Below are 12,930 nucleotides of genomic sequence, written 5' to 3'. Positions count from 1 at the left end.
ATTTAGTGAAGAACTTATATTTTTACCCATGATAAAAGCTCTACACAATCTTCACTCTACACTTAAAAATTATTAAAGCCATAAGGTTCCTAAGAAACATACAATACCAGCTATAACTATATAGCAGATAAAATACTTAAATACAGTTCTTAAAATTTTACTTTCTGAGCCAGTAGCACCAATTGCACTTGCACCGATTGCAATACTTTGAGGAGAAATCATCTTACCAATACCTGCTCCCATAGTATTTGCAGCTCCCATCCAAGCTCCAGAAAGTCCAAGGTTTTGTGCTGTTTCTACTTGTAAGCCTCCAAATAAAACACTTGTTGACGTACCTGAGCCTGTTACAAACCCACCAATAGATCCAATCAATGGTGAAATTAATGGATATGCTCCTCCTGTAACCACAACTAAAAGACTTGCAATATCAGAAATCATTCCGCTATATGCCATTATTTTTGCTGTGGACATAACCGCACAAATGGTTGCAATGGTTTTCCAGTTTGCCTTTAAGGTACTAATTAGTACATCAAATATCAAGGATACTTTGGCACCCTGAACAAAACCACCAATAACTGCCGCTATAAAAATAATAACCCCTGGGGTATTGATCCAGCTAAAATTCAATGTGTTTGCCCCTTGACCTGCATATACCTTTAAACTAGTTTTAAATACTGCAATTACATCATGAATTGGCGGAAATAATGTTGATGTAGAAATTAACATCACAAATATTAAAATAAATGGACACCATGCCTTTACTGCTTTACCAAAGGATAAACTTGCTCTTTCCTTATCCTCACTAACTTTAATACAATACTCCTCTTGAGGTTTTTTATTAAAGACCTTGGCTGCAATAATTGTAAATACCATAGAACATATAGAACCTACTATGTTTGGTAGTTCTGGTCCAACTGTTGTTGCCATAATATAAGCAGGCACTGTAAAGGATACTGCTGAAACTAAGGTAACAATAAAGGAACCTTTTAAGGCCTTAATTCCACCACCTATTATGCACACCATGATAAATGGAGTGATAAAACAAAGAAGCCCCTCAATTATTGCTGTATTTGCCGCTAAGTCAGTAGCTGAAACACCAGTTACTGCTGAAAAAGTCACTAGAGGTATTCCAACTGATCCAAAGGCAGTTGGTGTAGTATTTGCTACTAAACATGCTATAACTGTAGCAAAAGGATTTAAGCCAATAGCAGCAAGCATAGATGCAGGAATAGCAACAGCTGTACCAAACCCCGCCATACCTTCCATAAAATTACCGAATCCCCATCCAATAATTAATATCAAAACCCTTTTGTCTATAGAAACTTCTGCTAGCATTTGCTTTATGGAATCCATTGCGCCTGTACGTAAAATCAGATTATAGGTAAACAGCGCTGCAACAATAACCAAGCAAATTGGCCATAATGCATTAAGAATTCCTTCAAATACTCCTGTCACAGTATTAATCACACTCAATTTCCAGAAAAAAATCGCCAAAACCATAGTAATACAAAGGGCTATAGAGCAAGCTTTATAGCCTGGCATCTTTAATTTACTGAGCGCAACTATAAGCCAAAGAATAGGTAATATTGCCATTAAGAATTTTAGAAATAACATTTTTCCATCTCCCTATTTAATTTTAAAATATTAACCCTATTTTTTAGTGCGACACCAAGTTCAATTGTTAGTGCACATTAAGCTCATTTTTTAGTGCGACAATTTCTTTTATACAATAAAAAGTGACTACTTTTCTTTTAATTTTTTCATTTCTTCAATCATAACTGGAAGAATCTCATTTACATTTCCAACAATACTTACATCTGCTATTTCAAATATTGGAGCCTCTTCATCCTTGTTAATAGCCACAATATAATTTGAGCTAGACATACCTGATGTATGCTGCGTTGCTCCAGAAATACCACATGCAATGTAAAGTTTAGGTGATACTATTTTCCCTGATTGTCCAACTTGATGTGTACGAGGAATCCACCCATTTTCAATTGCTGGTCTAGTTGCACCTACTACACCACCAAGTACACGTGCCAATTCTTCAACAAGTTTGAAGTTTTCTTCACTACCAAGGCCACGTCCACCAGAAACAATAACTTCAGCTTCCTCTAAATTAACAGATTCTGAAATTTCTTTTACCCTATCAATAATCTTTGCCTTAACAACATCAGCTTGGACTTCAATAGTTTTCTCTGTAACCTCTGCTTTAGAAACAACTTCAGGTTTTGGAAAACTTCCATTTCTAATAGTAACTACCGCTGTGCCATCAACCACAATATGTTCTAAAATAGTACCGCCATAAGCTGGTCTAGTATATATAATTTTCCCATCATCTTTACTAATTCCTGTTACATCACTTACACAACCTAAACCAACACGTCCTGCAATACGTGGTGCAATATCCTTAGCCATTGCTGTATTAGCTAGTAAAACAATATCTGGATTCTGCTCTTTAACTATTTCTGATAATATCTCTGTCAAAGTATCACAGTCAGAAGCCCCATCTACAAAAGTAACTGGAACTCCAAAATCAGCTACAGTTTCTGCAACTGCTTTATTATTTACCACTATAGCTGTGCCTTCTGAGCCCAATTCCTTAAGTGCACTAATAAGTTCAATACTTCCGCCCAAAACTTTTTCTTTATCTGTTTCAATGAATAATAATGCTTTCATACCGTCTCTTCCCCCCTTAATTAAATTGCTTTATCTTTTTTCATTTGATCAATAGTAGCACTTACTGCTAATATGGCGTCTTTTTCTTGAATCTTTATGCCAGCCTCTTTCTTAAGTGGTTCAACATATTGAATACAATGTACCTTTGACTTCTCTATATCTCCAATTTCCGCTGCACTATAAGTTTTGATAACTGCTTTACGGCTTGCCATCTTATTTTTAATAGTAGGATAACGCGGATCATAATCTGGTTTGCTAACTGTAACAACAGCTGGAAAACCTAAAGAAACTAAATTATACCCTTCATCAGTTTCTTGATGAATTTCCATCACATCATCCTTTAAATCGATTTCAATAGCGCTACTAAGATATCCTAAACTTAACTTTTCAGAAAGCATTGCTCCAACTTGTCCAGTAATTTCATCCGTAGATTCTTTTCCACATAGAATTAAATCAAACTTTTCACCTTTATCTTCTTCAATTTTATGAATAGCATCAGCTAAAACCCCAGCAGCTCCCATAGCATCTAAATCCCCATATAAATCATCTTTAACAAAAAAAGCTTCTTTAGCTCCCACTGCAAGACAATTTCTTAAGGTATTTATAGAATCCGCAGCTCCAACCGTCAATACACTAACTGTTCCTCCATGAGACTCAACAAAACGGACTGCAAGCTCCAATGCATATGTATCAAATGCATTAGCCACAAAACTGACCCCATTTAAATTAGGCTTTTTCTTGTCCTTGTCCAAATGAATTTCAACAGAATCATCTGGAACCTGTTTTACACATAATAGAATCCTCATACTATCCCTCTCCTTACCCTTTTCAGATTGTTTATTTTTGATCAAATCATTTTGTATTTAATAATTTAAATTGGTCTTACCAATTAACAAGTTAATTTTATCACAATATTCCAAAAATTTCAACGCATTCTATAAATAATTAATTTTTGTATTTAATACAAACTTCTTCACGCTTAGACTCCCCTACCTAAAGAATAAAAAAAAGAAGTACCTTCCTAAAAAAGCACTTCTTTCTATGTAATTTCTAAATTAATATTCCCTACACAAATAAACTCTCCAAATCCTCTTGGGTCATTTGAGTTATAATATTGTCTTCATTCATATTTTCCTTCATTACATTTTTAATCATTTCCTTCTTCTTTTCCTGAAGATTATATATTTTCTCTTCAATTGTTCCCTTTGCAACAAGCTTTATAACTTCCACAGTCTTTTGCTGCCCTATTCTATGGGCCCTATCTGTAGCCTGATCCTCAACAGCTGGATTCCACCACGGATCAAAATGTATCACAACATCTGCACCAGTTAAATTAAGTCCTGTTCCTCCAGCTTTTAAAGAGATTAAAAACACCCTTGCATCCCCTTCATTAAATTCCTTAACAAGATTCATTCTATCTTCACTTTTAGTATTTCCATCTAAATACATATACTTAATGCCATTTTTATCAAGCCTACCTCTAATATTCTTAAGTACAGAAGTAAATTGTGAAAATAAAAGTATTCTATGATCTTGTTCTATGCTATCTTGTAAAATCTCATCTAAAGCTTCCATCTTACCATTATCACCCTTATACCCTTCTATAAATACAGAAGGGTCACAACATATTTGTCTAAGTCTTGTTAAGACAGAAAGAATTTTTATTTTACTCTTGTTAAACCCATTTTCTTTAATTTCCTCATCTATCTCATCTTTTGCTTTAGAAAGATATGCTGCATAAAGCTTCTTCTGATCCTCTGTCATTTCTACAACAAGTTTATGTTCTATCTTAGGTGGTAATTCCTTAATAACATCCTTTTTAAGTCTTCTTAAAATAAATGGATTTATATGCTTATTTAACTCATTTAAAGCAAGTTTATCATTATTTTTTATTATAGGTGTTTCATATTTCTTTGTAAATTTATTATGAGTAAGCAAATACCCTGGCATAACAAAATCAAAAATAGACCAAAGTTCCGTTAAAGAGTTTTCTATTGGTGTACCTGTAAGTGCAAAATATCCTTTTGCCTTAATCTCCTTTACAGCAGTAGCATTAACAGAAAGAGGATTTTTTATTTGTTGAGCCTCATCCAAAATACAGTAATTAAAGCTAATCTCCTTATACTCTTCTATATCCCTACGTATAAGTGGATAGGAAGTAATAACCACATCACAATTATTTATATCACTAATAAGCTCTTCACGCTGCTTTTTAGAACCAGATACTACTAAAACCTTAAGTGAAGGCGCAAACTTCTCTATTTCACCTTGCCAGTTATATACTAGAGAGGTTGGTGCTATAACCATGGAGGGTTTATTTCCTTTTTCAGATAATAAAAAAGCTAAAGTTTGAAGAGTTTTACCCAGCCCCATTTCATCTGCAAGTATACCGCCAAATCCATACTCTGATAAAGTTTTAAACCACTTAAAACCTATCTTTTGATAATTACGCATAACAGAATCCAATGAAGGTGGAATTACATACTCCATATCTTTTACATCTCGTATATTATTTGCAAGTTCTCTAAAATTCTTACTCCTCTTTAAATAATCCATCCCTTTATCCTTAATCTTTTCATCAAGATACAAGGCATTATATTTAGAAATAAGTATTTTTTCCTTACTCAAATCCTTATCTTTTATATCCAAAAAGTCAATCATCTCACCAAGGGCTTCTATTCCCTTATCCTCAAGAGATACAAAGCCCCCCTCTTTAAGCTTATAATATTTTTTCTTTTCCCTAAGGGCATTAAATATATTTTTAAGCTCTTCTTTCTCTATACCTTCAAGCTCAAAAGAAAACTCCAACAGATTATCCTCATTAAGTCTAACCCCTCCCCTTAAGCTGGACTTACCATAAACCCTAGTATTTTTGAAACTTTCTGAATAGTATACCTCTGAAAGATCCTGTAGACCTTTGATTCCCTCACTAATAAAGCCTACAATATCCTCCTCCCTTTTCATAACATAGCGGTCTTTATCCTCATGAAATCCAAAACTCTTCAATACACCCTGGCATGTCTCTTCTTTTTTAATATCCCTAATCAATATTTTTTCAGTTTTTTTGTGTTCATTTTCCTCCAGTGGATTTATATCTATTTCACCATAATTAAACTTTATTTCTGCTGTTACAAAATCCTCTGACTTATCCAAATAGACCTTACTAACAAGAGGCTCTTCATAAAAATTACTTTTTATATTTTTATCTAATGCAACCTCATCAGCCACAGCTCTTAACTTAGGCAAAAGATATGCCGCTATCTTTTCCCCATCTTTCTTACTGAAATCTAATTTTTTATTCTTCTTACTTTCCATCAACTTATGTATATGCATATACATAGAGCACTGCTCTTTAGATGGAAGATAAACATTTCCTTGATAGTAGAAAACCCTATACTTTTTATCTAAAGGTAGTGGTAGACCACCTTCCTGCTCCAATTTTATTAGTTCACTCTTTATGCTCATCTTAAATTTTAAGGGCATCTCGCCTTCTATTATTTTTACATCTTTGTATTCTGTTTCGTTTACCATCAAATCCATTGTTCTTTCTTTTGCTAATCTAAAAAACCTATATAATATCCTATCTGTTAATAGAAGCTTTTTACCTGAAAATAATGGATTATTATAGTTATAGTAATAATTATTACCCTCTCCTTCTAAATCCCTTATTTCCATAAACATTTCCATTATTTTTTCATCAACTTCATTAAATTTATGTAAATTAGGCTCATAGATAAAGCCCTTACCAAAGGTAATAGACTCCTCTTTTATTAATGAGTTTAAGAAGTTTCTCATACTTTTTACAATATACTTCTTCTCAAGTCCCAATTTAAGTTCAATATAAGCTCTCTCATAATTTTTAGCCTCAAAAAACTTAACTTCTAAATTAAGTTCTCTTTTATAATCCTCGCTGACCCCTGAAGCTTCATTTAAGACTTCTATTAGATAGTCTATATCAGACTTTTCTGGAACTCTATTTGGACTACTTTGATATTCTTTAGTATATTTTAAAAGCACGGCTGCTATGTGTTTACAAAGCAATCCATCATCCCTATCTTCATTACAATCACAATCTACTTCTATCTGGTTTGAAAGGCTATCCCATTGAATCTCAACCTCATTACTGCTAAATTTATTAAAAGCATTTACACTTCCTGTAATTATCAAACCTCTATCCTTTTCTCTGCCTTTTATATCAAATCTCTTTATCTCTAAAGGTCCAATAAAATCGCCCTCATAATATTGCTTTGCCCTTTTAAAAGAAATATCATCTGTCCATTCTTTTATTAATTTTTCTGTTACTCTCAAACTCTAATCCTCCGTTGGTTTTTCTGAGTAAATATACTATTTAATCACTCTACTCTATATTATTACCTATTTTAACATTTTTCTTATGAATTGATAAGATATTCGATTTATTTTTATTATATAAATATTAAGAAATAATCTTCCAACCACATTTCACAAACTGTTTATTATGTTTGTTCCCATTCATCTCGTATTATTCCGAATAAAGTACAATCTTGAAAGCCGTCACGGGTTTTATAGTTGTGTCGTAAAAAGCCTTCCTTGCTCATTCCAACCTTTTCCATCACTTTCCCTGAAGCAGGATTTTCTACCGAGTTATATGATTCAATTCGTTCAACATCCGTATTTTTGAACATAAAATCAATAACTGCTCTTGCCGCTTCGCTAGTATATCCTTGCCCCCACCAACGGCTACCGATCTTGTAACCTAATTCAGCCTTGAAGTCATGTTCTGAAGTTATCAATATACCAATAGAGCCAATCATTTCGCCATCTTTTAGATACATTCCCCAGTAATAAGTGGACTCAGATTGATACTTGTTAACCCACATTTGAATCATTTTCTTGCTATCATCAATTGTTTTATGTGCATCCCACCTCAAAAAGCGTGTAACTTCCTCATCACTTGTCCAATTCTTAAACATCATTTCCGCATCAGTAAGCTCCAGTTTCCGTAATGTCAATCGTGTAGTTTTTATTACTTGTGTCCCTGCATGCTTCACTCGTTTATTCCTCCTGTACTAAATATAAATTTTTCACATAGTATTCGATAGAAATTGTGAACTATCCTCTCGCTTACAAATTACCAATTAGCTCATAACAAATTATAAACTTTAATATTTGATATTATTAAACCATTCAGTAGCATATTTGTCACTAATCACAGGGTATTCATAATCCCATTTATCCATAGTTTCAATAGCTATCTTCTGGAATAAATTCATTGTATTTAATAAAGCTTTCATTATATCTTTATCAGAAAATCGTGCATAAATATTTTGAAACTCTTTTACAACCCACGGTTCTGCCCAACGTTCAATAAACTTGCCATTATGCCAAGTATCATAATCTGTGCCATGTAAAGCATGTGAGTGATATTCTATCATTCTTAAAAGTAATTTTTTCATATAACCATCTACACATGTTATTGCAGCCCAGAGCTCACCTCTCATAACCTTTTTGGAAGCCCATATAACATGAAAGAAAAATTCACTGATAAGATTCTGAATTTCACTTTCTGATGGAATAGAAAATGATTTATCCAATTGTGCCACATGACTTATAATATCTGTAAAATTATCTTTATCTAGAAGCATTTTATATGATCTTGAAACTATCTCAGATAATTCATTAATTCTGCTAAAATCATCTGCCTGTAAAAAAATAAAATCTGCATCCATAGCATTTTCAAAAATAATACGTCTTTCCATACCTCCAGAAACCGTTTTTTCAACAAATGATATATAGTATTTTCCAAGGGAGCTAATCCATTCATCTGAATTAATAAAAAAATCAATATCTGAAACAAATAACATAACATCAATATCTGAATACTCATCAGCGCAATCAATTTGCCTTGACTGAGATCCAATTAGAACTTCTGCTTTAACGAGTTCAGATGTTTCTCCATATTTAATTATTTTATCTACTATATCTTTATATCTGCTGTCCATACACATATTCCCCCATTTCATTAATCATATTTCGAATTCAATACTTTAATGCGGATACTGGATATTTGTCTGAAGCCAATGTTGCCCTATTATTCTTGACGCAATAATTTATTACATTTATAAGTCAATTATAACATATTATCCCAATGCTATATTGTTCAATTTTCAAAGAACACTTACTTCGCAATAATTTCAAAATACTTAGTACTACTTTTGTATTGCGAAATAAAAATGCCGTAAAATCCAGTTCTGAATATTACGGCATTTATGATTACCATATTTTAAGTTTTAATCTTACCTATGTAAGAAATATTTATAATAAACACCTTGAAATAGTAAAACTATTTCACTAAATCATTTTTTGAATAAAAGTAGTCTAATACAATAGATCCTATTACATAGGGTAATAGATTGAAAGCAAAAAATTGAATAGCGAAGATCCCATCAACATCAAAGTGCCTATGAATGGGATTTAGTATTTGCGTTGCGGTCATTATTGCTACATGAAAACCTATCGGTGTCCATACATTTCCTGATTTTGCTCTAAAATAGCCTAACATAAAACCATATCCAGGAATAAATAGGAGTTGATCCATAGAATACAACGCTCCTATAAAATAAGCGAATAATGAAAATATCACGGATTGTATAACAATCGTTATCCAGTTTGGAAATAATTCTTTTAAGTAACCATAAACATATCCCCTAAAGATTAATTCTTCTGGAAATGCTTCTATTAAAAATACAGTCACTAATAAGAGCAATACACTTAATAAAAGTTGATTTAAGTCTGTTTTTACTGTTATTTCAGACCAACCAGTCAATAAACAGATAGCTAGACCTATAACCGCAGGAACCATCCAAATCAAGACTCCAACAAAAAAGGAAATTATATTATTATTTAATCCATTCATTCCAAACTGCTTCCATGATATTTTATCAATTCTTCGTGCAAAATTAATTAAAATAAGACATAGGATTGTAGTTGTTAAAGCAATAAGCAAATGATTTACACGATTGTACTCATCACCTAAAAACACATTATTTAGGTAAAGAATAAACTTCCAGATTAAAATTGAAAACAGTAACATTATACCTATTCTCACCATTATTTTATTTGCTCTCAATAGCCCTTCCTCCTTGCTCAAAATTTACATATTTATATCTTTACTTCACACTATTTTATAATAAATCAATCATATCATATTTATCCATTATGGTGGGTCAACTTTACTCGTTAAAGGTGGGTCAGTTTTAAGTATAAATCAACATCCAATATCTCCTTAATTAATTAATAAAGAATATTATTGTATAGTTAGCTCATAACAAATTCATGTTTTCAACTAACTTTTTTGTATTGCAAATTAAAAACACCGCTTATTCATTTGAATAATACGGTATCATAATAACTTAATATTTAATTTTATCTGTATAATATATACGAAAATTGTGAATTAACGTTATTCAAAACTTTCTTTAAATATCATTTTTAACAATTCACACGGAACCTGTTGATTATGAAAAATTTGTAGCATACCTTTAGGTGTTATTTTATATCCTGACAGTTCATCTTTATGAAAAACTAATGCTTTTGCCTCAATATTAATATGGTCTTTAAAAGGAATAAGACGAACGAAATTATCATTTACATAAAATGAAGGTAGTTTAGCCCACAATTTTTCGTCAATGACTCTGGAAGTACTTTGACAAATAAGTTTATGTAAATCGCAAAATCTTTGCTTTGTTTCTTCTTCAAACTTCTCTAAATAAGTATATATGTCCTCTTTCATTTTTTAGTTCCCCACTTCTATGATTTATTTGTGCCTACATATTATATTAACTAATCTTTATTACGCAATCATCTACAATCCTGAATTAATTATATTATATTTATCCAATACCATATTATTAGAATTCCTGATGTCTCATACTAAAATAAGGTCCTAAATATCCCTCTTCATGTGTTTTTATATAAGTCCAATTAAACTCTTTATCCACAATATAAATATCTGACTCCTCATTTAAATCATCTACATTAAAGCTAGATGCGCTCTCTACAATTAGTGCATCATTAATTCGTTGATAAAACACATAACAAGAACCTTTCGGAATATTATTAAATGCTTTATTAGCTTCTTCACCTTTTAAACAAACTCTTTTTTCATAGCTAAATAAATGCCATAGATATCCACAGGAATCATTTAAGAAAATATGCTTTTTTTCATCAGAAGTTAAATGATTAGCAAAATTTTCTTCCCATTGTTTTCTTAGAAAAGATCCCCATTTTGGAATTTCTATTACCTTAATATTTTTATTTCTTAATGCCTTCGCTAATTCCACTAAATCCCTCCGTTAAATGCTTATTTGCTATTTCTATAGCTAAATTATTCGCACTTACAAGTATTCCTCATGCTTGCCTCCCCTTTAATTTATAATCCTCTCATAGCTTTATGCATCCACATTACTATTCCATAAACTATAGGAATTATAATTACTACACATACAGTCTCAACTAATCCTACAAAACTCAAATTAATTACTGAATCTAAAAAAGATATTATAATTGCGATTATATAGAAATACATAAAGAGCTTAGCAGCAGTAAACAATGATTTATCTTTTCCTTGAAACTTGTCTATCCAAAATATTTTATGTAATAACGGTGTTAAGGATTTAAGCTTTTCAAGCATATTATTTTCCCCTTTAAATAAATATATCTTCTTAAATTGTATCATCTCAATATATTATAATAAATAAAAATTTACCACACTCTTCACTTTCCCAAGAATCGCTAACTTTATATTAATTCCAAAATACATGATACAATTTTTGAAATGCTAAGTAAAAAACACCGCTTATTAATTTGAACTGCCCCCTGTCTACTTAACAATGAGCAGTTCAAACTAGACTATTACTACCTTTTATGCATAAAACCTTAAAAGAACTAATCTTCTTGGATTCCGCCTTCTTCCATAATGTATTTATAATAATGCTTTATTGCACTTTCAACAATTTTACTGACTCTCACATTTATATTTGAATGTTTTACTTTTAAGTCATTTAACATTCTTATTATAGAAAAGCCAAGATAAAAGCTCTTCCTGTATTTAGCGTCTGAATTGTTTATTTCTTTCTCTACAGCCACTTTCTCCTCTTTTTTCTTCTCTATAATAGTATTTTTAATAGGCTTATCTTTAAGCTTTTCTTTCACTAAATCTGTTATATCAAGCTCTCTTATTGTATTTCCTCCCTTAACCTCTCCCCACTCAGCAAATTTCTCGTATTCTTCTTCACCTTGTGATATACCATTTTTATTATTTAATTTCCCCATTTCTCCCCCTTATTTTCATAATATGCTTTAACCTCAAAGTAAGTTCTTCTTTTACTTATAAATATTATACACTTCTACTTTGTAGAAGCTTTTCTTCTCAAAAGCTTCATATAATTCCTTTTTTATTATACTAAAAGGATTATGATATTGTGACATTAAGATATTGCGATATTAGGACATTGCGATATTAGGATATTGCGACATTAAGATATTGTGATATTAAGACATTGCGACATTAAGATATTGCGACATTAGGACATTGCGACATTAGGACATTGCGATATTAGGACATTGCGATATTAGGACATTGCGATATTAGGACATTGCGATATTAGGACATTGCGATATTAGGACATTACGCACTTCTACCCTGTAGAGACTTCTTCTCAAGTCTCATTAAATTCCTTTTAATCTCTACCCTGTAGGAAATTCCTTATTTATCTATTGTTTAAATAAAATTTTTTCGAGAAAGTGTGCTCTTATGCCCTGTAGAGGCTTCTTTCCAAGCCTCTTTAAACTCCTTTTATTAAGATAATTTAAAAAAGTTTTCAACAAGTTGTGACAAAACTCCTCCTTTTTAAATATGATATAGAGTACTCATTTTATTAAATGGGTCAAATAGATTAGAAAGGAGCTTAAAACCGCTCCTACAGAATAGCGCTAAAAGGATTTGATGAAGTTTTCGAACTTTTACAGATTAGCAGTGAAAGGATCTAACAAAGTTCTTCGAACTTTTACAGATTAGCAGTGCGTGTCTACCGAATAGCGCTAAAAGGATTAGACTGACGCTGATAAGCGCGTCTACCGAATAGCTTAAATGATCAGACTGGCGCTGAGAAACGCGCCTACCGAATAGCGGTAAAAGGATTAGACTGACGCTGAGAAGCGCGTCTACCGAATAGCGGTGTGTATCTCTTATGAAAGACCAACTATCAAAAG

General features: G+C 31.9%; 11 protein-coding genes. All 11 read right to left on the bottom strand.

What is annotated here, in order from left to right; genetic code table 11:
- Nucleotides 1–72: 72 nt before the first annotated feature.
- Nucleotides 73–1,614 carry an L-lactate permease gene (locus tag B3N22_RS01520; protein ID WP_286904338.1) on the bottom strand — a complete coding sequence of 514 codons (1,542 nt, stop codon included), beginning with the start codon at nt 1,612–1,614 and terminating at the stop codon, nt 73–75.
- Nucleotides 1,615–1,740: 126 nt separating this feature from the next.
- Nucleotides 1,741–2,679 (bottom strand): electron transfer flavoprotein subunit alpha/FixB family protein, encoded by a 939-nt coding sequence (locus tag B3N22_RS01515; RefSeq protein ID WP_286904337.1) that lies wholly within the window; start codon nt 2,677–2,679, stop codon nt 1,741–1,743.
- A gap of 20 nt (nt 2,680–2,699) precedes the next feature.
- A complete protein-coding gene (locus B3N22_RS01510) occupies nt 2,700–3,485 on the bottom strand; it encodes an electron transfer flavoprotein subunit beta/FixA family protein (RefSeq protein ID WP_286904336.1) in 786 nt (261 codons plus the stop codon).
- Nucleotides 3,486–3,744: 259 nt separating this feature from the next.
- The gene (locus tag B3N22_RS01505; RefSeq protein WP_286904335.1) at nt 3,745–6,987 is read right to left on the bottom strand and encodes an SNF2 helicase associated domain-containing protein; all 3,243 of its coding nucleotides are present in this window, start codon (nt 6,985–6,987) and stop codon (nt 3,745–3,747) included.
- Nucleotides 6,988–7,154: 167 nt separating this feature from the next.
- Nucleotides 7,155–7,709, bottom strand: coding sequence for a GNAT family N-acetyltransferase (locus B3N22_RS01500; protein WP_286904334.1), 555 nt, complete (start codon nt 7,707–7,709; stop codon nt 7,155–7,157).
- Nucleotides 7,710–7,820: 111 nt separating this feature from the next.
- The gene (locus B3N22_RS01495; RefSeq protein WP_286904332.1) at nt 7,821–8,660 is read right to left on the bottom strand and encodes an aminoglycoside 6-adenylyltransferase; all 840 of its coding nucleotides are present in this window, start codon (nt 8,658–8,660) and stop codon (nt 7,821–7,823) included.
- 341 nt (nt 8,661–9,001) lie between these two features.
- Nucleotides 9,002–9,787: a CPBP family intramembrane glutamic endopeptidase gene (locus B3N22_RS01490; protein ID WP_286904330.1), complete on the bottom strand. Its 786-nt coding sequence runs from the start codon at nt 9,785–9,787 to the stop codon at nt 9,002–9,004.
- Between the two features lie 333 nt (nt 9,788–10,120).
- Nucleotides 10,121–10,450 carry a DUF1801 domain-containing protein gene (locus B3N22_RS01485; RefSeq protein ID WP_286904328.1) on the bottom strand — a complete coding sequence of 110 codons (330 nt, stop codon included), beginning with the start codon at nt 10,448–10,450 and terminating at the stop codon, nt 10,121–10,123.
- 118 nt (nt 10,451–10,568) lie between these two features.
- Nucleotides 10,569–11,000 carry a DUF4275 family protein gene (locus B3N22_RS01480; protein WP_286904326.1) on the bottom strand — a complete coding sequence of 144 codons (432 nt, stop codon included), beginning with the start codon at nt 10,998–11,000 and terminating at the stop codon, nt 10,569–10,571.
- A gap of 89 nt (nt 11,001–11,089) precedes the next feature.
- Nucleotides 11,090–11,350, bottom strand: coding sequence for a hypothetical protein (locus B3N22_RS01475; RefSeq protein ID WP_286904325.1), 261 nt, complete (start codon nt 11,348–11,350; stop codon nt 11,090–11,092).
- Nucleotides 11,351–11,604: 254 nt separating this feature from the next.
- The gene (locus B3N22_RS01470; protein ID WP_286904324.1) at nt 11,605–11,991 is read right to left on the bottom strand and encodes a hypothetical protein; all 387 of its coding nucleotides are present in this window, start codon (nt 11,989–11,991) and stop codon (nt 11,605–11,607) included.
- Nucleotides 11,992–12,930: the final 939 nt, after the last annotated feature.

This window comes from Clostridium sp. UBA1652 (genome assembly GCF_002320975.1).
Classification (GTDB): Bacteria; Bacillota; Clostridia; order Clostridiales; family Clostridiaceae; genus Clostridium_T; species Clostridium_T intestinale.
The sequence above is the reverse complement of the archived record's forward strand: the minus strand, read 5'-3'. Positions and strand labels throughout refer to the sequence as shown.